The sequence below is a fragment of the Chryseolinea serpens genome (assembly GCF_900129725.1).
Lineage (GTDB): Bacteria > Bacteroidota > Bacteroidia > Cytophagales > Cyclobacteriaceae > Chryseolinea > Chryseolinea serpens.
The window spans coordinates 359,858-382,587 of record NZ_FQWQ01000006.1 but is presented as its reverse complement, the minus strand read 5'-3'; the positions used below and the strand labels follow the sequence as shown (position 1 = coordinate 382,587).

At 48.8% G+C, this 22,730-nt stretch carries 16 protein-coding genes; 2 read left to right on the top strand and 14 right to left on the bottom strand.

Annotated elements, in window-relative coordinates; all coding sequences use genetic code 11:
* Positions 1-231: 231 nt before the first annotated feature.
* From BUB30_RS33070 to BUB30_RS33055, 4 genes are all read right to left on the bottom strand, one after another.
* Positions 232-2,034 carry an acyl-CoA dehydrogenase family protein gene (locus tag BUB30_RS33070; RefSeq protein ID WP_073143101.1) on the bottom strand — a complete coding sequence of 601 codons (1,803 nt, stop codon included), beginning with the start codon at positions 2,032-2,034 and terminating at the stop codon, positions 232-234.
* A gap of 34 nt (positions 2,035-2,068) precedes the next feature.
* Positions 2,069-3,244 (bottom strand): thiolase family protein, encoded by a 1,176-nt coding sequence (locus BUB30_RS33065; protein WP_073143099.1) that lies wholly within the window; start codon positions 3,242-3,244, stop codon positions 2,069-2,071.
* A gap of 1 nt (position 3,245) precedes the next feature.
* A complete protein-coding gene (locus BUB30_RS33060) occupies positions 3,246-5,645 on the bottom strand; it encodes a 3-hydroxyacyl-CoA dehydrogenase/enoyl-CoA hydratase family protein (protein ID WP_073143097.1) in 2,400 nt (799 codons plus the stop codon).
* 69 nt (positions 5,646-5,714) lie between these two features.
* Complete coding sequence (locus BUB30_RS33055; protein ID WP_073143095.1) at positions 5,715-6,161, bottom strand: MarR family winged helix-turn-helix transcriptional regulator; 447 nt, start codon at positions 6,159-6,161, stop codon at positions 5,715-5,717.
* A 235-nt stretch (positions 6,162-6,396) separates the two neighbouring features.
* Between BUB30_RS33055 and BUB30_RS33050 the strand changes: the two genes are divergently transcribed.
* Together BUB30_RS33050 and BUB30_RS33045 are read left to right on the top strand one after the other, a co-directional pair.
* Positions 6,397-8,535, top strand: a complete 2,139-nt coding sequence (locus BUB30_RS33050; RefSeq protein WP_245804217.1) for a DUF5916 domain-containing protein — start codon at positions 6,397-6,399, stop codon at positions 8,533-8,535.
* A gap of 55 nt (positions 8,536-8,590) precedes the next feature.
* A complete protein-coding gene (locus tag BUB30_RS33045) occupies positions 8,591-9,079 on the top strand; it encodes an MOSC domain-containing protein (protein ID WP_317044241.1) in 489 nt (162 codons plus the stop codon).
* 6 nt (positions 9,080-9,085) lie between these two features.
* Here the strand turns inward: BUB30_RS33045 and BUB30_RS33040 are convergent, their stop codons facing one another.
* The 10 genes from BUB30_RS33040 to BUB30_RS32995 all read right to left on the bottom strand — a co-directional run bounded on the left by BUB30_RS33040 (position 9,086) and on the right by BUB30_RS32995 (position 22,681).
* Positions 9,086-10,525, bottom strand: a complete 1,440-nt coding sequence (locus BUB30_RS33040; protein ID WP_073143090.1) for a M20 family peptidase — start codon at positions 10,523-10,525, stop codon at positions 9,086-9,088.
* Between the two features lie 156 nt (positions 10,526-10,681).
* On the bottom strand, positions 10,682-12,583 hold the full coding sequence (locus BUB30_RS33035; RefSeq protein WP_073143088.1) for a tetratricopeptide repeat protein: 1,902 nt from the start codon (positions 12,581-12,583) through the stop codon (positions 10,682-10,684).
* 257 nt (positions 12,584-12,840) lie between these two features.
* Complete coding sequence (locus BUB30_RS33030; RefSeq protein ID WP_084138528.1) at positions 12,841-14,583, bottom strand: Ig-like domain-containing protein; 1,743 nt, start codon at positions 14,581-14,583, stop codon at positions 12,841-12,843.
* On the bottom strand, positions 14,580-15,470 hold the full coding sequence (locus BUB30_RS33025; protein ID WP_073143085.1) for a class I SAM-dependent methyltransferase: 891 nt from the start codon (positions 15,468-15,470) through the stop codon (positions 14,580-14,582). The genes BUB30_RS33030 and BUB30_RS33025 overlap by 4 nt, the downstream gene beginning before the upstream one ends.
* Positions 15,467-17,329 (bottom strand): tRNA uridine-5-carboxymethylaminomethyl(34) synthesis enzyme MnmG, encoded by a 1,863-nt coding sequence (mnmG, locus tag BUB30_RS33020; protein WP_073143083.1) that lies wholly within the window; start codon positions 17,327-17,329, stop codon positions 15,467-15,469. Before mnmG ends, BUB30_RS33025 begins: the two co-directional genes overlap by 4 nt.
* A 133-nt stretch (positions 17,330-17,462) precedes the next feature.
* Complete coding sequence (gene ybeY / locus BUB30_RS33015) at positions 17,463-17,885, bottom strand: rRNA maturation RNase YbeY (protein ID WP_073143081.1); 423 nt, start codon at positions 17,883-17,885, stop codon at positions 17,463-17,465.
* On the bottom strand, positions 17,886-18,290 hold the full coding sequence (locus tag BUB30_RS33010; RefSeq protein ID WP_073143079.1) for an ATP-binding protein: 405 nt from the start codon (positions 18,288-18,290) through the stop codon (positions 17,886-17,888). It lies immediately after the preceding gene.
* A gap of 47 nt (positions 18,291-18,337) precedes the next feature.
* Positions 18,338-21,850, bottom strand: a complete 3,513-nt coding sequence (locus tag BUB30_RS33005) for a DUF4175 family protein (protein WP_073143077.1) — start codon at positions 21,848-21,850, stop codon at positions 18,338-18,340.
* Between the two features lie 110 nt (positions 21,851-21,960).
* A complete protein-coding gene (locus tag BUB30_RS33000) occupies positions 21,961-22,347 on the bottom strand; it encodes a hypothetical protein (protein ID WP_073143075.1) in 387 nt (128 codons plus the stop codon).
* Entirely contained in the window at positions 22,340-22,681 is a 342-nt protein-coding gene (locus BUB30_RS32995; protein ID WP_073143074.1) for a carboxymuconolactone decarboxylase family protein, read from the bottom strand. The genes BUB30_RS33000 and BUB30_RS32995 overlap by 8 nt, the downstream gene beginning before the upstream one ends.
* Positions 22,682-22,730 lie beyond the last annotated feature (49 nt).

Here is a 22,730-nt window from a genome sequence, read left to right as displayed (position 1 = left end):
TTGAGGCTATACCAAAAATAATGCAATGAACTAAGACCTGCGTCAGGGCTTCAATTTGGGCCTTTTTCGGTTTTTTTGCTGCCAAAATTGTTGAGAATTGAACAGCTGTTTTTGCAAATATGAACAGTCGCTGTTTTAACCACCGGGCGCCAAGTCACAAAGAAAAAACGCAAAGCCTGGCTGGAGCCAAACTTTGCGTTCGTTGCGTTTCTCTTGTTCGGTTAAAAAGACTTAGAAGGGATACTCGCCTTTTTCAATGGCATAATTTGCCACCTTTCTCCTCGCCTCTTTCAAGTTGTAGGGATCGACTTTCGTAAACCGCTTCAACCCCATCAACATCAATCGCTGCTCATCGCCCTCTGCGAAAGCGGTGATTGCCTGACGGCCACACGATGCTGCTTTTTCAACAGCATAGTGCAGGTAGATAAGCGCCATCTCTTTCTGAATTTCACAGGCCGCTTCGCCTTTCAAGCCGATAAGTTTTTCCACGCGAAGCAAAGTCGATTCCGCAGCATAGGCTTCGATGAGCATGTCGGCCAGGTTCATCAACACTTCTTGTTCGTCCGATAGCTTCATCATGAATTTTTGAACCGCAGCGCCCGCCACCATCAAGCCGGCCTTCTTCAGGTTGGCCAACACTTTCTTTTCTTTCACAAACAGTCCCTCCTCTTCGCTGGCCCCAAAATCCGGAATGGCCATCAATTCTTTTTGCACTGCCATGGCCGGGTTCATCAAATCGATCGAACCCTTCATGGCACGCTTCATCAGCATGTCGATCGTGAGCATGCGGTTGATCTCGTTCGTGCCTTCAAAAATACGGTTGATGCGCGCGTCGCGGTAGGCGCGGTCCATCGGGCCCTCGGCCGAGAAGCCCATACCGCCATAGATCTGCACGCCTTCATCCACCACAAAGTCGAGGACTTCCGAGCCGTGCACTTTCAGGATGGCGCACTCGATGGCAAACTCTTCCAGCGATTTCAGTTTGGCTTTCGCAGGATCCAATCCGCCGGCCACTAGCCCGTTGTAGGCATCGTCGATGTTCTGACCGGCGCGGTAGCATGCCGACTCGCTCACAAAAACCTTGGTCACCATTTCGGCGATCTTGTGTTTGATGGCACCGAAGTTGGCAATGGCCGTTCCAAATTGTTTCCGCTCCTTGGCATAGTTCACAGCGGTGCTGATGGTTTTCTTGCTGCCACCGATCGCCGCCACACCCAATTTGATGCGGCCCACATTCAAAATATTCACCGCGATCTTGAAACCGTTCTCTCTTTCCGACAAAAGATTTTCCACCGGCACTTTGCAGTCGTTGAAAAAGATCTGCCGTGTAGACGATCCCTTGATCCCCATTTTGTGCTCCTCTTCATTCATGGTGATGCCACCAAAAGCTTTCTCCACGATAAAGGCCGACAGGTTTTTGTCGTTGTCGATTTTTGCAAAGACGATGTACACATCGGCAAAGCCGCCGTTGGTGATCCACATCTTCTGGCCGTTGATGACATAGTGCTTGCCGTCGGCGCTGAGCACAGCTTTCGTTTTGCCCGAGTTGGCGTCGGAGCCTGAATCGGGTTCGGTCAAACAATAGGCTGCCTTGTACTCGCCAGTGGCCAGCTTGGGTAAATATTTCTTTTTCTGTTCTTCGCTTCCGTAATACACGATGGGCAATGTGCCGATCCCGGTATGTGCCGAAAGCGCCACCGCCACAGAGTGGCCTCCGCCGATCACTTCGGCCACCAACATGGTGGTGTTGAAGTCCATCCCAAACCCCCCATACTCAGTGGGCACCGAGGTGCCCAACAGGCCCAGCTCACCGGCCTTGTCCAGCAGAGTAGGCATGAGCTTGGGATCTTTCTGGGAGTCAATTTCGTCCAGGCGATTGAAGACTTCCTTAGTGAGAAAATCTTTGCACTGTTGCTGGATCATCTGCTGTTCTTCGCTGAATTCTTCGGGGATGAAGATCTCACTTGCCTGCGATTCGCGAATCAGGAATTCGCCGCCTTTGATGGCGTGTTTTGTTTCCGTGGTGGTAGCCATAAAACTTTCTTTAATATTGATTCTTGGGATTCGTTTAGTTCAATAGTTCATAAATGCCGGCCACGCCTTGTCCGCCGCCAACACAGGCCGTGACGAGGCCGTATTTTCCTTTTCTCCGTTGCAGCTCTTTCAGCAACGTCAGCGACAAGCGCGCACCGGAGCTGCCCAGCGGGTGACCCAAGGCGATCGCTCCGCCATTCACGTTTATTTTTGAGGGATCCATATTCAATTCACGGATCACCGCCAGCGACTGTGCGGCAAAGGCTTCATTCAATTCGATCAGGTCAATGTCTTGAAGCTTCAATCCCGCACGCTGAAGCGCTTTTGGAACTGCGGCCACCGGACCGATGCCCATGATGCGCGGATCGACGCCGGCTACGGCATAGCTCACCATGCGCGCGATGGGTTTCAGATTCAGTTGCTTCACCAATTTTTCGGACATCACTACGGCAAATGCCGCACCGTCGTTTGTGGGCGACGAGTTTCCGGCAGTAACCGAGCCACCCAATGCAAACACGGGCTTTAACTTTGCCAACACGTCTATGGATGTTTCAGGTCTCGGTCCTTCATCGGTATCGACCACGGCTTCTTTCGTTTTTTTCTTTCCGGATTCATCCACAAAAATTTCCTTAGTGGCAATGGGATGGATCTCCTCCTTGAACTTCCCTTCCTTCTGCGCCCGGATGGCTTTCATGTGCGACTCATAGGCGAACTTATCCTGGTCTTCGCGCGAGATCTTATATTGTTTCGATATCTCTTCGGCCGTGAGGCCCATACTGGTGTAGTAGGTCGGATGCTCTTTGGCGATGGTGTAATTTAAAGCCGTCTTCCATCCCATGACCGGCACGAGCGACATCGATTCTGCGCCGCCGGCAATAATGCAATCGGCCATCCCCGCCTTTATGGTTGCCGACGCCAGGTGAATGGCCTCCACGCCCGAACCACAATAGCGATTGATCACCATCCCGGCATTGTCGATTCCCAAGGCCGTAAGCGCAATCATTCTTCCCATTTGCATACCCTGCTCGGCTTCCTGCACGGCATTGCCCACTATGAGGTCGTCGACCATTTTGTTTTCCAGACCGGGAACGGACTGTACGAGGGCTTTGATCAGATCGGTGGCGAAATCGTCGGGGCGTGTAAAGCGAAAGCCTCCTTTTTTCGCACGGGTGTTTGCTGTTCTTTTAGCAGCTACGATATAGGCGTCCATATTAGTTTCTTAAAGGTTTTCCTCCCGTTAATATTGATTGAATTCTTTCCAGTGTTTTCTTTTCTCCCGTCAGGGAAACAAAAGCTTCGCGTTCCAGGTCCAATAAGTATTGCTCGCTCACTTCCTGGGGCGAGGTGAGGTCGCCGCCACACATGACGTTGGCGATTTTCAGGGCGATCTTTTGGTCGTGATCCGAAATGTAATTCCCCATGCGCATGCCTTGCACGCCGGCCATGAACAACGCCTGGCCTGCACGCCCCTGCACCTTGATATTCTTTGCGGGCACCGGCATAGTGTAACCGGCATCATACAATTCCAACACCGCCGCTTTGCCATCCAGCAACTGGCGGTCTTTGTTTACTGATATCCGGTCCAAGCTTCGAAGCACGCCCATTTCGCGCGCCTCCTCGGCCGACAACGCCACTTTTGCCGTGGCAATATTCATGAAGGCATTTTGCAAGGCGTTCAACTCGACGTCGCCTTCTTCCAGGGCATCGCTCACGCGCTTGGTAAATTCTTTTGTTCCGCCACCACCGGGGATGAGGCCCACCCCCACTTCAACAAGACCGATATAGGTTTCGGCCGCTGCCTGAGCGATGTCGGCGTGCATGGTCATTTCGCAACCTCCACCTAGTGTGCGTCCTTGCGGGCAAACCACAACCGGCACCGAGGAATAACGAATGCGCATCACCGAGTTTTGGAATTGACGGACCATAAAATCAATCTCATCATATTCCTGTTCAATGGCATACATAAACACCAATCCCAGGTTCGCACCCAAAGAGAAGTCCGGACCCTGGTGACCGATGACGAGTCCTTTGTAATTTTTTTCCGCCAGGTCCAGTGCCTTGTTCAGGCCTTCGATCACCGAGCTTCCCAACGTATAGCTCTTGCTGCTCCAGGCAAAGTTGATCACCCCATCGCCCAGGTCTGTAACTTTCGACTCGGCGTTTTTCCAAACGATGTTTTCTTTCAGGTTTTCGAGGATGATGAATTCCTCCTTGCCCGGAATGATCTTATAGGATTTGCTTGGGATATCGTAATACTTGCGCTTGCCGTTCTCGACTTTGTAAAAAGATTTGTTCCCGGCGGCGAGCATTTCCTTCACCCAGGGATTGGGTTTGCTGCCGGTCGCTTCCATATCGGCAACGGCTTTCTCAACGCCCACTGCATCCCAGGTTTCAAAAGGGCCAAGCTCCCATCCAAAACCGGCACACACGGCGTCGTCGATCTTATAAAGTTCGTCGGCGATCTCAGGAATACGATTCGATGCATATTGAAACAAGCCATAGAACGAATCGCGATAAAATTCTCCGGCTTTGTCCTTGCCTGCCAACAAAACTTTGAAGCGATCTTTCAGGTTGTCGATCGTCTTCGTGGTTTCGAGTGTGGCAAATTTCGCTTTGGCTTTTGTTTTATACTCAAGCGTTTTGAGGTCCAGTGTCAGGATCTCGGTTTCGCCCTTGGCATTTTTTGTTTTCTTATAGAAGCCTTGTCCGGTTTTGTCGCCCAGCCATTTGTTCTGCTCCATCTTCAATACCACGTCCGGCAACTTGAAATACTGGCGGCCTTCGTCGTTGGGCAAACCGTTGTATAAGTTGCTGCTTACTTTGATCAGCGTATCCAATCCCACCAGGTCGGAAGTCCGGAACGTGGCCGACTTGGGCCGGCCGATCACCGGGCCAGTAAGTTTGTCCACTTCATCAATATTCAAATCGAGTTTGCTCATCGCATCCACCACTTTCATGATGGAAAAAACACCGACGCGATTGGCAATGAATGCCGGCGTGTCCTTACACAACACGGTCGTTTTTCCAAGGAAAAGATCGCCGTAATGCATCAGGAATTGAACGATCTCCGGATCCGTATGCGGCGTGGGGATGATCTCCAGCAATTTGAGATAGCGGGGAGGGTTGAAGAAGTGTGTTCCGCAGAAATGCTTTTTGAAGTCATCGCTTCTTCCTTCCGTCATCAGGTGAATGGGAATGCCCGATGTGTTGGAGGTGATGAGCGTGCCCGGCTTGCGGTGCTTCTCTACCTCATCATACATTTTTTTCTTGATCTCCAGATTTTCGACCACCACCTCGATCGTCCAATCATAGTCCTTGATCCGGGCCAGGTCGTCGGTGAAATTTCCCAACGCAACCCGTGAAATGAACTTCTTGCTGTAGATAGGCCCCGGGTTGGATTTTATCGACCGGTCAAACGAAGTCTGAACGATCCTGTTTTTTACTACCCGGCTGTCCAGCGACAACCCCTTTGCCTTCTCCTCGTCGGTAAGGTCTTTGGGCGCCATGTCCAGTAGAAGAACCTGGCAACCGATGTTGGCAAAATGACATGCAATGGCGGATCCCATTACGCCGGAACCCAAAACAGCAACTTTGCGAATTGATCGTTTCATGTTATCTATTTCTTATTTTCAGAGGTTTGAAATTTACAGTATAGATGGTCATCTTCTGTTATCCCGGTTTTAAACTTTCTGCATCTCCGCCATGCCGGCACTAGCCAACTGGTTGATCTCGGTCATCACTTCAAAAAAAATTTTCAGTTTGCTTTCCGGCACCAGCTCGCGCACTTTGTTGTTGAACAACAGAACGGTCTCGCGCGAAACTTCTTTTTTACGTTTGCCCATCGCGGTCAAAAAAATTCTAACGGAACGTTTGTCCAGCGGATCAGGCTCGCGATAGATTAGCTTTTTTTCCTCCATCGTCTTCAGCATGCGTGTGAGGCTGCGGGCTTCCAAACCCATCAACGGTGCAATCTTGGTGGCGGGAGTTCCTTGGTCGGAGTGAATATTGAGTAGAACAAATCCAATAGATGTTGTAATATCGTGTTTGCTGGCCTGCTGATTGTACATTCTGGAAATAGCATGCCAGGCGGCCTTGATGTTGTGATCTACGGTTTCTTCTCTCCGCATACGTTTTCAGGAAGTGGAAACGAAGGTAATAAAATTTGTTATGCATGCATACTATTTCATAAAATAGTTTACAAATCTCCGAAACAGCCCTTTGCAGCCTCCCCGTGGCCTTTTCCACTCTTCACAGAAATTTTTTTTCGCTTTGTTATCCGTCCATCCGATATCGCTTTGCCCATTTGATTTGAGAGTGTGAAATTGCTTTGTGCGACACCCCCTTATCACCCTTTTTTGCCTTTTGAGCGTTTCTCTTTGGGCCCAGAAAAAAAACGAGTCCTATCAGCTAAACCTCCACCGGGCATCCTCTCCCATTAAGATCGATGGCATCCTGGATGAAGAAACCTGGCGCAAGGCCGAAGTGGCTACTGATTTCTACATGGTGCTCCCCATGGACACCAGTGCGGCCCGCGTGAGAACGGAAGTCAGGATGAGCTACGACGATGAGCATCTTTACCTGATCGCCACCTGTTTTCATTTGCTTCCCGGAAGATATTTTGTGGAGTCGCTGCGCCGTGATTTCACCTTTGGCAAAAACGACAACTTCCTGCTCTTCATGGACACGTTCGAAGACCAGACCAACGGCTTCTCGTTTGGCGCCAACGCTGCCGGCGCGCAGTGGGACGGCATTATGTATGAAGGTGGAAAGGTTGACCTGAGCTGGGATAACAAATGGACCTCCGTTGTCACCAAAGACGACGAAAAGTGGGTGTTTGAAGCGGCCATTCCGTTCAAGTCGATCCGGTATAAAAAAGGCATTACCCAGTGGGGCATCAATTTCAGCAGGCTCGATTTGAAGACCACTGAAAAATCCAGCTGGGCGCCCGTGCCCCGTCAGTTTCCCACGGCGTCGCTGGCCTACACCGGTACGCTGAACTGGGATGAAGCGCCTCCCCAGGTGGGTCCGAACATTTCGTTGATTCCCTATGCCCTCGGCGGCGGCAGTAAAAATTTTACCGACGGCACATCGACGACTTACAAAAAGGAAATCGGGATGGATGCAAAAGTTGCCGTCACCTCTTCGCTCAACCTCGACCTCACCGTGAATCCCGACTTTTCGCAGGTGGATGTCGATCGGCAGGTAACGAACCTCGATCGCTACGAACTCTTCTTCCCGGAGCGCCGCCAATTCTTCCTGGAGAACGGCGACCTTTTTGCCAATTTCGGGTACGCCAACATTCGCCCGTTTTTTTCGCGGCGCATCGGGTTGAACGTCCCCATTCAATACGGCGCCCGCTTCAGCGGTAAAATAAACAAGAACTGGCGCGTCGGTGCCATGGACATGCAAACCGCCGATGTGGAGAGCCAGAACCTGCCCCGACAGAATTTCGCCGTCATGGCTTTACAGCGGCGGGTTTTCTCCCGCTCCAACATCGGGATGATCTTTATCAACAAAAAGTCTCTCAACTACGAACCGTCGGACGATCCTGCGGTGCCGGTGTATTCCCAATACAATCGAAACATCGGACTGGAATATAATCTTGCGTCGTCCAACAACGTGTGGACGGGAAAAATCTTAGGGTTAAAATCCTTCAGTCCGGATAAAAAGGATAAGGATTTCACGCATGCCGCCAACCTGCAATATTCGACACGCCGCTGGTTGTTGAGCTGGCAGCACGAAGTGGTGGGACAAAACTATAATCCGGAGGTGGGCTATGTGCCGCGCCGCAACTACGTCAAGATAAATCCCATCGCGCAGTATCTATTTTTTCCCAAAGGAAAATTGATCTTAAGCCACGGACCGAAAATTACATCGACCTACTTCTACAACCCTTCCTTCAAACAAACCGACAACGAAAGCATCTTTTCGTATGCCATCACCTTCCGCAAACAAAGCGTACTGAATGTCTACGGCATGCACGACTATGTGCAATTGCTGCAGGCTTTTGACCCGACAAATTCCGGAAAGGATTCCCTCAGCGTTGGCACCCGGCACTGGTGGAATTCTGTTGGTGCCGATTTCACTTCGATGCCCCAGAGTATTTTTACGTATGCGCTCTCCACGCGCTACGGGGGATACTATGCCAACGGAACGCGTTTCAATATTGGCGGCGAGGTAGGCTATCGGTTTCAACCCTACATGAGTCTTTTGGTGACCTTCAATTATAACGACCTCCGGCTGCCGCTGCCTTGGGGGGAAACCAAGTTCTGGTTGGTCGGCCCAAAGCTGGATGTGACGATGACCAACAAGCTTTTCTTCACAGCCTACGCTCAGTACAACCAGCAATTAAAAAATGTGAACCTCAACACTCGCCTGCAGTGGCGCTACAAACCCGCCTCGGATCTTTTTATCGTTTACACGGATAATTATTTTCCGGAAAATTTTGTCGTGAAAACCCGGGCGCTGGTAGTGAAGCTAACCTACTGGTGGAACATCTAACACGCGGATTCATTTTAAAAATTCGCTGAACTTCGCCCGGCGACTTCTGTTAAATTTGAAGAGAACGCTGGTGATGGAATTAAAGGAACTTCAAAACGGTTTTGCCAAGCCGGGCCGGGTGGTCTACATCGGCGTGCGTCCTCAGCGCCGCGAGCCGGTCAAAGTGCTCGACCAGGTCGTCGCCATCGAAGCCCGCGGGCTTGAAGGCGATCGCTACAAAAATTCAGGAATACGCCAGGTCACCTTCATTCAAGCCGAACATCTGAAAGACGTGGCGTCATTTCTCGGTCGCTCATCCGTGGAGCCTGAACTAACGCGAAGAAACATCGTGGTCGAGGGCATCAATTTGTTGGCGTTAAAGGGAAAACAATTTTCTATCGGGGAAGCTGTTTTTCAATATTCCGGAGAATGTCATCCTTGTTCGCGGATGGAAGAAAATTTAGGAACGGGAGGATACAATGCCATGCGAGGTCACGGCGGCATCACAGCGAAGGTGATCCAGGGAGGATTGATCAAGACCGGCGATGAAGTTATCGCCATTTGATTTTTTTTACTGACGGATCAATTGTTCATAGAACCAAAGTGTCTGCTGATAGCTCTCCAAACTCACACGCTCGTCAATACCATGAAATCCAATCGGATCGGTCATGGGACTGAACTTGATGATGTTGGTCGATATTTCTCCGAAATGTCGCGAGTCTGTCCCGCCGATCATGAGAAAAGGCGTTGTGACCGTTTCAGCAAAGGTTTTTTTAACGGTTTCGTCAACGTGTTTATAGCCAAAGCCGTCCTCGGGTGAAGTGGCCGAGGGCTCTGCCGAAAATTCCTTCGACACAACAATCGACACGCGGTCATCTTGAATGATCCTTTTTATTTCGGCAATCACTTTTTCCGATCCATCACCCTGGAGCAAGCGGAAGTTCATGGTGACGGTGGCTTTGGTGGGTACCACGTTGTCTTTCATGCCGGCGTTAAAAATCGTGGGCACGGCGGTAGTTCTGACCACAGCGTTTCCTCCTGGACTTTTTTCATAAATGCCGATAACCACACTTTTAAAAAGCCAGGTGTTGGCAAACACTAATTTTTCAGGATAAGGCATTTCGGGACCCACGTGGTTCATGAAGCCGACAGTTGCCGGCGCAAAATTTGCCGGGAAAGGATGCTGGCGGATGTTCACCACGGCTTTTGAAAGAATATCGAGCGCCGTTTCCTGTTCGGGCATGGAGGAGTGCCCGCCATTTTTGTCAACCGAAAGCAATAATGTCAGGTATCCTTTTTCGGCGGTGCCGATCAGCGCAACCGGTTTGGTCATGCCTGGCACCTTTTCGCGGGTAACGATCCCGCCTTCGTCCAACACCATTTCGGCGGAAACACCGCGTTGCTTTAAAACCGCGGCGATGGCCACGGCTCCGGTTCCGCCGCGTTCTTCGTCATGGCCCAAGGCAAAGTAGAGGCTTCGCTCCGGTTGATAGCTTTCCTTCAGAAGTTTTTCGATGGTTTCAAAAATGCCGATCACATTGATCTTGTTGTCGGCCGAGCCCCGGCCCCAGATAAAGCCATCCTTCACGTCGCCGGAAAATGGTTCGACCGTCCAGTTGCTTTTTGAAGCTTCCTCGATGGGAACCACATCCTGGTGGGCCATCAGTACAATGGGTTTCAGCGATGAGTTTTTCCCCTTCCAGAAATAGAGCAGGCTATATTTCTTTATTTTTTCCCGTACCAGGTTTGAATGCACCGCCGGATAGGTTTTTTCCAAAAAGCGATGAAATCCCAAGAATTGGGCCGTGTCCAACAAGGTTGAATCATTGAACGAAATGGTTTTAAAGCGAATAGCTTCCTGCAGGTGTTCCAACGCCGTGGGCGGCACTGCCGGAGCCGGCAAGGCAGCGATGGGTAGTTGTTTTGATTTGAACGTTACGGCATTGAATATGAGAATAGCGACCAAAACGGCGATCAATGCCAGAATAACCCAGAGGATACGCTTTACCATAATTCTTCCGAAGATATAAAATTAGCGTGCTACCCCGGCAAGCGGTCTGGCTTTTAAAAATTTTTTCGGATCGGAGCCCAGTAAAAGGACGGCCGCGATTTTCAAAAATGGATTCTGAAAAAGGCCCGGTGTGACGACCGGGCTTTTAAATTTTTTTTAGAATTGGGCGGGCTGCTCCTGTCCGTTAAAATCTCCGCGAAGCTGGCGGAACCTCTTGCGGGCCTCCGCCGCGAAAACGCTTCCGGGATATTTCGAAAGGAAGTCGCGGTAAATCTCCATTGCCTTGTCCTTATTTTTTAGCTGGCGCTCATAAATCTCCCCTTGCAGAAAATAGGCATCATCGGCCAGGATGTCGTCGCCGTAGTCGTCAATTATTTTTTGAAGGAGCGTGAGGGATTTTTCAAACTCACCCCGCTGCATCCGGATGTTGGCCTCCAGGAAATAGACGTCGTCCAGGATCGTCTGGTTCGAAAAAGAAGCGCCGGTGCCCGAGGTGCCTTGTTTGAGGAATTCGATTTTTTTCAACGCCTCCTCAGTTTTGTTTTGATACAACAGCAACTCAACCGACGCATATTGTTTTAGTGCCTCCCCGGTTGAGTCGATCGCCACATTTTCTTTGATGCGCATGCTCAGGTCCAACGCGTCGTTCGCGATCTCGCGGGTGGTGGCCTGTTTCAAAATGTCCAGGTGTTCTTGCGCCAGGCGGAAGTCGCCCTTGTAGTAGGAGAGTTTTGCATTTTTCAATTTTGCTTCGTAGCCGACCGGATTCTCTTTTTGCGTTTTTTCAACTTGCGAATACAGCAAAGAAGATTCCCATGGTTCGCCCTTCAGCATATAAATATCACCCAGGTCCAGCTTGGCTTTCGATTTCAAATAGAGCGTGGCTTTCGGATTGGCGATCAACTTGTCCAGGATATGAACAGCCGAATCTTTTTGATCGAGGTAGCTCGCAAACAACATGGCCTCGCTCTTGGAAGCCTCCAGCGAATTCACGTTGTCGGGATATTGTTTTATAAAACTTTTGTAGTCCGAAATCAAAATTTTCACCGAATCCATTTTTACCGGGTAGGTATTTTTCACGCGGGCTTCCCGGGTGCGAATCAATCCTAGCCGTGCCAATAAATAATTTGGGGATCCCTGATACTCCCGGATCAGGTAGCGGTAAATTTTTAAAGCCGTGTCATAATCTTCATTGTCCAGCGCAACGCGTGCAACTTCCATACATTTTTCGCCGTCGCGCTTGTAGCGTTTGTCATACGCCCGGGCCTGGATAAACGATCCATAAAAATTTTTCTGCTGCATCGTCACCCAGATCAGCAGGTCGGCATACACTTCCACATCGGGATATTGTTGCACCTTGTCGTATAGCAGCCGCTCCAGGCTTTCGAGCTCCTCCGGTTTGGTGAGCAGGGCCTGCATGACATTTTTTACATATTGAATGTTGCCGGAATTTTGGGTGACATAGTTCAGATATTCCTGCACCATTCTATCCTGGTTTCCTTTTATGCGATAGAGCATCGCCAGCTCCAGACAAAACAGCGAGGGGTTGCCAAGCGATTCGCGGCTTTCCGTCAGTGAAAGGATCCCGTAGTCATTCAGCGAATGCGACATAAAATAGTCCGACATCATTTTTATGCGCTGCACGTTGGTCTTGCTTTCGCCGATCAGCTCCCGGAAATATTTATCCGCACGGGCCATGTCCCCGGCCTTCACATAGGTGAGACCTACATCGAGCCTGTATTGAATATTAAGCGGGTCGCGCTTCGAGATTTTTTTTAAGAAATTTTGCGCCTCATCGAAATTGCCCAGGTCAAGCAACACGTTCAAATAGTTGTTATAAATAAACGGTGTGTTCACATCACTTTTGGCCAGATCGCGATAAAGCTCCAGCGCCTTTTTCTTATCGCCTTTTAATAAATATTCATTCGCCAGCTGAATGTCATCCTGGTTCTGAGCGAAAACGGAAAAACAAGAGAAAAGGAGAAGAAAAGTTATCCCGAATAGGGTGTTCCTTATTAATCTTATATAAGATATATATATATAGATATTATTAGGCATGTTCAATTGTGTATAACCTTTACCCGGTTTGGATTGTGGAAGTTATGTAGAATTCAAATATATATTAATCTTTTCTTTATCAGCGGCTTAGGAGGTTGTCAACAATGTTTTTGGGTGTGTATAGATGAGGTGTGGATCATTAGGTATGTAAACGTTGTGGGTAACCGTTTGCTTATGCACAAGCAGATTTTCTCTTTCCGCGAATTGGGGTATTTATCGGTTTTTTGCCCAAGTTGCTGTCATCAATCCACAAGTTGTCAATAGCTTATTAACAATGGTCCAAGCTCCCAATTTGCCTTGAGATTTACGGTTTGCGTGTTTTTTTCGTTCTTATAGAAAACTATTGGCTCGGGTTCTTCACGCAACTGGAAATTTCCGGGACTCCATTTTCCATCGCCGTTCTTGTCGATAATGAGCCGGATCATATACTCGCCCGGATCGAGATCCTCAAATGAAGTTTTGGCGGTATTTGTCTTCGACGCAACCGGTTTGAAATCCTTGTTGAGCAGCTGGATGATGAAGTTTTTTTCTTCCGTTTTCACTTCGATGAAAATGATTCCAGTTTCTTCGAGAGTTGAGGGCTTCAGTGTTTCACGAGTTGCTGCGGAACTGTCTAGCTCGACGCTGATGAAGGTTCCTTTGCTGGTGATGAATTGGTTCTGCACAGGCTTTGGTTGTGCCACCGGTTTTTTTGGACCTTGTGTGGGGGCAGCGGCAGTGGCTGGTTTGGGCGGCGGTGGTTTTGGCGCTTCCTTCTTTTTCGGGGGTTCCGTCGAAGGGTCTGGTTTTTTTGGGATAAGGGTTTTGTCGAAGGTTTTCTCGATGATAACCTTATTGTGAGCGCTATCGATCTTAATATCCTCGGCCAGGATCGGTACTACTTTGGCGGAGTCGATCTGGTAATAGATGCTGTCAAAGTTTATCGCCGCGATGGGTTTATTGAAGGAAATGGTCCCCCTTAGAATTCCCTTTGTTCCGATGACTTTGAATTGAGAGGCTGTTGCTTTGAAGGGATCTTTCTTCACTTCGCGCTTGGTGAATTTGATATACACGGTAGTATCGATAGAATTGTTCACGCTGTCGTAGGCGTTGAACCTGACAGCCAAACTGTCTTTGTCTTCGATGGTGTTGTAAACGCGGATATTGCTTTGGTCCTCCGCGAAAGCCGAAAGGAGGATCTCGCCTTCTGTGGGCGTAAGATGGTAGTGATCCAGATTCTTGGAAGTCTTTATGTTGAAGTAGGTATTGTAAGGCCTTGAATTTGTGAGCTTTAGCGAGCGTGTATCCAATTTAATGACCGGGATATCTTCTTGTTTGATGTCTTCGGTGAGCGTTATTTTTTGGGCTACAAACCCGTAAGTCTCTGATTTACTGTCTACTAGGAGATTCTTATTCTTGTCTTCCATGGCGTATAAATAGTAGTCGCCGGGTTTGAGGTTCTCTATTATATATTCTCCCTTTTCATTGGTTTTGGTCAGATAGACGGGCTTGTGTTTGAAGATGTTGAAGGTGTCGGCCTGGAACAACGCGACGGTGGCGTCTTTGCTTTCTTTGCCTTTGAGAGGATCGAAGATGAAACCCTCGATGGAGAGTGAGTCTATGTAGTCGCCGGTGCTGAACGCGAGCTTAAGATTTTTGGCTGGGTTCTTTTCTGTGAGATCCTGAACGCTTTCGCGGAAGTTGATGGAGTAGGTTGTGCTGTCCTTTAGATTGTCTTTGAACGTAAGCACGACTTTATTCTTTTTGGCGGTCGCCTCGAAATCTTTGCCTACGGAAGGAATGATGATGATTTGTTCCTTTGGATTGTTGACCTGAACAGCCTCATTAAACGTAAGTTCTACACTTTTTCCCTTAAATTTAATTTGTCCATTTTCAGGAATGCTGGGCCCTAACTTTGGCGCGAGGCTGTCTTTCGGGCCGCCGGTGGGAGTGGTCTGTCGGGCGCAGGCCAGAAAGAACAGTGGATACATTAACCAATGAAGATGCTTTCGGAGATTCATTTTCTCACAATGTAAATAAGGCTCGAATAGTTTTTGTTTTTCCGGGCGCTGAGGTTCGACCGGAGTCCGTTTGCGGCTGCGATTATCATGCCAGCGAGTCCAGCCTTACCGTTGGCTTTATATTTTTCACTGAGTAAGCTAATGTAGTAAGCATCGAGTTTCATCGGTACGATGTCATCGAGTTTAAGGTTGTTCTTCGTCAAGAGCGTCGTCATGGTTTGTTGAGTGAAATGCCAGAGGTGTCGTGGCACGTCATATCCCGCCCAATATTGTCCGTAGTGGGTGCCGTCCCAAGCGGCGTGGTTTGGCACGGCGATCAGGAGTGTGCCGTTTGGACTGAGCTTGTCCTTTAATTGTTGGAGGGTGTGGTTCAGGTCCTCGATGTGCTCAAGTACGTGCCAAAGTGTTATTGTATTGAATTCTTTTGTTTCGACATCCTTCAATGATGCTGCGATCTTTTCACCGGTTTGGTCCGTGGCTAGTTGCCTCGCTTTTTCGGAAGGCTCGACGCCGGTGACGACCCAGCCCTTGTCTTTGCAGGCTTTCAAGAAGTCGCCTGTGCCACAGCCGTAGTCAAGAATGGTTTTGTCTTGGTTTCCGGTGTATTTCTGAATGAGACCCAATTTCCATTTCAATGTGAAGCTTCGGGCCACGACATAGATCTTGTCGATAACGCCGGTTGCTTTTTTTGAGTGGGATATGTAATCGTCGGAGAGGTAGTATTCTCCTAGCCTCTCTGGATCGGGAATGGGGTTGGTGAATATAAATCCGCAACTATCGCATTTGACCAGGGCAAATGTTTCCCGTGAAACGGTATAGTCTTTAGCAGTGATGAACTTCTGAAACGAGATACTTTGGCAGACGGGACAGCTCTTCAATTCTTTCATTTACCCATATAGATTGTAAGTACAGAAACATCGGCGGGAGACACGCCACTGATGCGTGATGCCTGGCCGACGGTTTCGGGTTTTATTCGCTTCAGTTTTTCGCGGGCCTCGGATGACAAAGCTTTCACGCGATCATAGTCGAAATCGGTTCTGATCTTAAAGTTCTCGAGGTTGCCCAGCTTTTGCACCAGTTGCTCCTCGCGTTCGATGTAGCTGTCGTACTTAATGTTGATTTCGGCCTGTTCTTGTACTTCGATAGAGTATTTATTCAGAAGCCTTTCGAGATCTGAGTTGATGCCTTTCAGAGACGTGATACCGATTTGAGGACGTTTCAACAGGTGACTTGCAGCAACTTTTTCGCGAATGGCTGTAGTCTGGAGACCTTCTAGTCCTTCGTTTATGGATTCCGGTTCGAGCTTTGTCTTGTTGAGTTCAATGGTAAGGGCTTCCACATCCCGTTTCTTGGCTAGGACCTTTTCATTTCTTTCATCACTTGCCAGTCCAATAGAATGTCCAAGTTCGGTTAGCCGGATGTCGGCGTTGTCCTGCCGCAGCAGGATACGGTATTCGGCCCTGGATGTAAACATCCGGTAAGGTTCCTGGGTACCCTTGCTGACAAGGTCGTCGATCAACACTCCGATATACGCATCCGAGCGCTTCAATATGAAAGGGTCATTTCCGTGGACCTTCTGGTGGGCATTGATGCCCGCCATGAGTCCCTGACAAGCCGCCTCTTCATAGCCAGTGGTGCCATTGATCTGCCCCGCGAAGTAGAGGTTTTGAATCAATTGGGTTTCGAGGCTCAAGCCGAGCTGCGTTGGTGGAAAGAAGTCATACTCTATTGCATACCCGGGCCGGAACATCTTAGCCTTTTCAAAACCTGGAATGCGGGTAAGGGCCTTGTGCTGGACATCTTCGGGCAGGGACGTGGAGAATCCATTCACATAGATCTCGACCGTATTCCAACCTTCGGGCTCAACAAAGATCTGGTGGCGGTCTCTTTCCGCGAACCGGTTTATTTTGTCTTCTATAGAGGGACAGTACCGGGGACCAAGGCCCTTGATGCGGCCCTGGAACATCGGCGATTTCTCAAAGCCTTTTTGAAGTTCCTTATGGACCGTGTCATTCGTATAGGTGATCCAACAGCTGATTTGTTTCTGAAGGGGCTGAGTGTCGGAGTAGGAGAACTTTCCAGGCTCCAGGTCGCCGGGTTGTTCTTCCATCTTAGAATAATCGAGACTTCTGCCATCTACGCGGGGAGGCGTGCCCGTTTTCATTCTTCCAGCCTCAAATCCAAGGGTAATGAGTTGTTCAGTCAATCCAGTGGCCGACTTTTCAGCTGTTCGTCCCCCACCGAAGTTCTTTTCCCCGATATGGATCTTTCCATTCAAGAAAGTGCCGTTGGTGAGCACCACAGCCTTGGCCCGGATGTCCAACCCAAGTGCCGTCTTCACTCCCACTGCCCTTCCGTTCTCCACGAGGATCTCTTTGACCATTTCCTGCCAGAAGTCGAGATTAGGGGTGCGCTCCAAGGCCAGTCTCCACTCTTCGGAGAATCTCATCCGATCATTCTGGGTTCTGGGGCTCCACATGGCGGGACCTTTGGAGCGATTTAGCATTCTGAACTGGATCATGGACTTATCCGACACAATTCCGGACATTCCACCCAAGGCATCTATTTCTCTTACGATTTGACCCTTAGCCACCCCACCCATAGCCGGGTTGCACGACATCTGGGCGATCGTGTTCATATTCATCGTCACCAATAGGGTCTTTGACCCCATAGTGGCCGCAGCGGCAGCTGCTTCGCAACCCGCATGGCCTGCCCCCACCACAATTACATCGTATTCTTGAAACATATGCGTGTTTTTAAAAAGGTTTCACGTGGAACCTGATACTTACCCACAAAATTCATCAACAATTCCACAATTTGTTTCACGTGGAACGCTACTTCTACAAGCAATGAGGATAAGCTTAGGTTCCACGTGGAACTTACTTACGCAAAGATAGATAAGCATCCTCTTTTTTGCGCATGGCGGCTTTCTTGTCCGTTCCCTTGTCGGAGTAGCCAACCAGGTGAAGTACCCCATGAATGAGGACCCGGTGTAGCTCGTGGTCGAACGTAGTTTTGAACTTTTGAGCGTTTTCCTGTACGCGGTCTATACTGATAAAGATGTCGCCGGAGATTAGACCTTTTTCCTCACTGGTGTCGAAGGTCACAATGTCGGTAAAGGTGTGATGGTTGAGATACTGGATGTTGATCTGGCGAAGGTGGTTGTCTGAGCAAAAGATAAAGTTCAGCTCACCGAGCATTCTCTTTTCTTTTGCTATCGCAGACTTGATCCAGGTTGATGTCTTCCGCGGATGCGGGATTTGGAATGTGATGTCCTCCTCAAAGAATCGGATGGACGACATTTAGGAGTTCATGTAAAAGCTCAGTTCAACGATGCGGCCGTTTTCCTTGAAGTTCACTTCGTCGGAAAGGTGCTTCATCAGGAAGATGCCACGGCCACCCAATTTCTCCAGATTTTCGGGAGCGGTGGGGTCGGGCAAGTTTGCGTAGTCGAAACCAGTGCCCTCGTCCTTTATGATAAATTTCAACATCGAGTCGTCCAGGAAAAGGCTCAGGAATACGTTCTTCGATTTGTCGTTGGCATTTCCGTGTTTGATGGCGTTATTCACGGCCTCAGTCACAGCGATCATAATGTTGCCGTACATGTCGTCGTCCAGGTGAAATTTCTCCTTCGCATTGTCAATAAAACTCTCAATCATTCTAATGTTCTCTCCGATAGACGGAACCTGGATGTTAATCGTGTTCATGCTGAGTTTTGTACGTTTCTCTTAACTATTTGTTTGGCATTAGGGTTTTATTGCTCACCCACTCTTTTGAAATATTCACTCACTTCTTTCTTATAATATGGGTAAAGCTTAGGTGGCACTGTTTTAAGCAATTCTACTTCTTTTTCCTTTAGACGCAAATAATCTTCAAAGGCCTTGGGTATTTCTTTTTCATAGTCCTTAGCTGTTTCGCCTTTGCGCTCTTCATCCATGTCCTGTTCGCGTGCCGACTTCTCGGTCTCCAGCAATCGCGTTACAATTTCCTGTTGACGCTTGATCAATTGCTCCGAGAGTTGCTTGTTCACCAAGTCCATTTCCGATTGCTCCATCTTGCCTTGCAAATCGCCACCCGGCATTTTTCCATCTTTCATCTTTTCCTGCATCTCCTGGAGCGCCTTCCGAATCCTTTCCTGTTCGGCTGCCATCTCCGCCAATTCCTCCGAGAGCTGGCGACCCTGCTTTCCACTTCCCTTCAACTCCTGAATTTTCTGATTCAATTGTTGTTGCATCTGGCTGAGGCTTTGCTTCTGCCCTTTCTTCTTTGACTTGCCCATCGACGGCTTTGCGTTTTGCATCATCTGGGTCATCATGTCGAAATGGTCATCCAACATAAGGGCCAGGTTATTGATGGACGTCATCGTCATTTGCATTTCGCTCGCAGCTTGGGGCCGGCGGCGCTCGCGGTTTGCTTCAATCACTTTATCGAGGTGTTCATTCAGATCGCCAACCTCTTTTGTCACGATCGAATTCATGTAAGGATCACGCTTTCCAAGAGCTAACAGACTGTCTTCCAATACTTTAGCATCATCTTTGAGCTTTAATTGCTTTTGTGCAATGGTGTTGAAGTTGGGATCGTTCTGGTTCAGCTCACTAAATCCTTTCATCAAGCCCTCTTCATCGAACGAAAGTTTCACCAGGCCGTGGATGATCTGGCGGAGCGCCTCCAGATTTTGCATGTCCATTTCTATGGCCATCCCCTCTTGCGCACCTTCCATTTGCTGTTGCATCTTCTGCATTTTTTGAAGGGCCTTTTGCTGTGAGCTCTTTGATTTTGAAGGGCTGTCCTGCTCGAGTTGGTCTTTGCTTTCCTCCTGGTCTTGCTCTACTTCTTCCGAAGATTTCTCCGAGGGCAGGTCGTCGTCCTTCTGCAGCTCGTTGCCCAGCTTCTTTAATTCTTCGATCTGCTCGGCTGTTTTCTGGAAATCCTGTTTCAGTTTATCCTGTTCTTTGGCCAGCTCCTGGCTTTCGCTGTTTTTTCCGTCCTCGTTATTCTTGTCGCTCTTGTCGCCGTCGTTCTTTTGATCCTGATTTTTGCCGTCTTGGTTTTTACCATCCTTGTCCTTACTGTCCTGATCTTTTCCGTCCTTGTTCTTACCGTCCTGATCTTTTCCGTCCTGGTTTTTATTGTCCTGATTTTTGGCGTCTTTGTTTTTATCTTTTTTGTTATCGGCTTTTTGATCTTTGTTGGCTTTTGCCTCGGTGTTTTTTTCAAGCGCCTCGGTCTTCTCCAGCAATGCTTTTTGTTCTTCCATGGATTTCTTCAAATCCTGAGCGGCCTGGTCGAGCTTGAATTCGTATTGCAATTGCTTGAACAATTCCAGTGTCCTTTCCAGCTCTTTCTCCAGGTTGTTTGTGTTCTGGTTCAGCTTGTCCAGGATTTTCTGGATTTGTGAAACATCTTTATTTTCCTGCAGAAGTTTTTGAAGTTCTTCGAACAGCTTCTTGGTTTCATCATCCAGGAGCTCGTTCATCAGTTTTTGGATCTGCTCCGCCTTCTCCTTGATCCGCTCGTCTTGTTTAGTGAAGGCTTCTTTTTTCTGTTCCAGGAGTTTGTTCTGTTCTTTCAATTCCTCCACCAACTTGTCGAGTCCCTGTTTTTGGTCGACGATGTCTTCCAGCATTTTTTTGTCTTGCCAGTCGAGGCTCTGTTTGCCTTTCAGCTTTTGGTTGGCCTCCTCTACTTTTTCGTGAAGCTTGTTGGCTTTGCCGGCGCTCTGGTCGATCTTCTGCTGCGTTTTGTTCTGTGAGCTTTTGATCTCGGCCACCAGGTTGTCTTCCGAAGGAACCATGAAGGTGTAGCGTGCGGTCTTGGTTGACTTTCTTCCGTTCACGCCGTCGTTGTCCCAAACCTCGAGGTAATATTCCAATTGGTTGCCCGGCTTCAGGTCCAGGGAATCCAGCCGCCAAGGATGGAAGAAACTTTGTTGCAGCTGGTTTTTGGCTATGGGAATGACCGACGTTTCGCTGAGGATCTCTTTTTGATTTTCATTTCTGATCTTGAAATGAAGCGCCAATTGGCTCACCCCATAATCATCGCCGACCAGCCCGCTCAGCACCACCATTTTGTAGAGCACGGAGTCCTTGAAATTGTTGACCTGAATTTTGGGGAACTCGTCCTTGATCACGTCCACGTGATAGGCGATGCGTTCTTTATTTTTTGTCTTGTCGTTTTTCAGGATGATCTCGTATTGATCGGGGTTCCTGAATTCTTTTCCGTAGCTAAACAAATCACCACCGGACTCCTGCATGTCGAACGGTGATTTTTCAGAAGAAAAAAGAATGCTGGCCTGCTGTGCATCGCGTGTTGCCAGGTTCCATTTCACCACCGTACCTTCCGGCACTTCCAGGTTGCCGGCGTTGTTAAGCCGTTCGTTCTTCCGCTGCAGGTAGCGCGGGAATTGCAGGTCGACGCTAAAGTTGGAAAGCTCCGGTCGGGCCGAAACCGTTACGTGATAGACGTCTGAGAAAAATCCGGCCGCTTCAAACTGAAGGTCGAATGCTTCCTGAACATTTTCAAAGGCATAAGAATATTGATCGGCCGACAAGTGCTCAAGTTTAAGCCGCTGGTTTCCCGAAAGCAGGTAGACACTTTCAGGCAACGCTTCCCCTTGCAGCTGCACGTTCAGCGTAAGCTTCTCATTGTGAAAGGCTGTGAGGGATTCGGGGTCTACTAAAAATTTGAAGGGTGCCTGCGGAGAATAGTGGCGTGTAAAGTGGACGATTCGGTCGGTGCTTTGGGTGAGGATGCTCCGGTTGATGAAAATAATTCCGACGATGACCAACAGCGGCACGATGAGGTACTTTACATACTGTTTGTTTTGCTGCAGATCGATAAAACTATCAAACGAAACCGACTCAAATTCCCTGGACTTTTGTTCGACACTGGCATAAGCCAAAGCGGAATCTTTTTGTGTTGCCGAGAGCTGGATGAGGTTGAGTAGTCCGTCTTTTACGGTGGGCGTGTATTTCCCGATCACTTGGGCGCTTTGTTCCTCGGAAAGACCCTGTTTTGCAAACCACCACCGTAGTGGATCCTTCAAAAACCGGTAAAGACAAAACGCGACGACGGCGAAGAAAGCCAGGAATATGGAAAACCGTGCCACCGGTCCAAGCCAGAGATTGTACTCCAGCAAAACGGCAATCAGAAAATACGAGATGAGAATAGACAAGGTGAGAATAGCACCTCGCACAAAAATGTTGAGGTAATACTTTTTCTTGAATGACCCTATCTTTTCATGAATGCGCTCCACTCCTGCTCCCATAACCAATAGTATTTATATGATCAAAAACGCAATAATATCATTCAAAGTTGAAACACTCCTAAGATAGTGGCTTTCCCTGCGTTTCACAAAATCACGAACGGGATTGCACTTCAGGCGTCCGGTGACTGAGGCGGCTTTTCGAATGACCATTCAAATTCCTTCTCGAAATATTCGAGGACCTGCAGCTTCAGCAGTTTCTCCTGTTCCAGAAGGTCGAAGTGCGGAAGCTTTTTCACCATTTTCCAGTGGGGCCATCCATCCTGATCCAGTCCCTCCAACTCATAATAGCCTGCCAGGCTCAACACCTTGCAAATGCCGATGTGCATGAGGTCCTGTTTTTCCTCTTTGCTAAAAACCCGCTTTCCTTTTCCGAGCTCCTGAACACCGATGAGAAAAAGCACGCCATTGAGATCTTTGGGCTTTTTGCCCATGAGCGATTCCAGGCTCGTGGTGAGCGAGGCCCAGCTTCGTTCCAGGTCGAGGTCGCGCTTAAACATGGCTCAGCTCTTCCCAGTATTCAAACGCCCGACGCAGGTGCGGTATTACAATGGTTCCCCCAATAAGGGTGGCTATCCCCATGGCTTCATTCACCTGCTCGGTGGTGAGGCCCACCTCTTTGCTTTTGCCCAGGTGATATTTCACGCAGTCGTCGCACCGCAGCACCAGCGAACAGGTGAGCCCGATCAATTCCTTGGATTTGAGATCGAGGTGTCCTTCGGTGTATGCGTTGGTGTCGAGGTTGAATATACGTTTGATGATGAGGCTGTCGGAGTCCATGATCTTTTCGTTCATTTTGCTCCGGTAGCCGTTGAAATCTTCCACTAATCCCATATAGAAAAAACTTTGATTTTGAATTAACTTAGAAACACTGTTAGCGGCA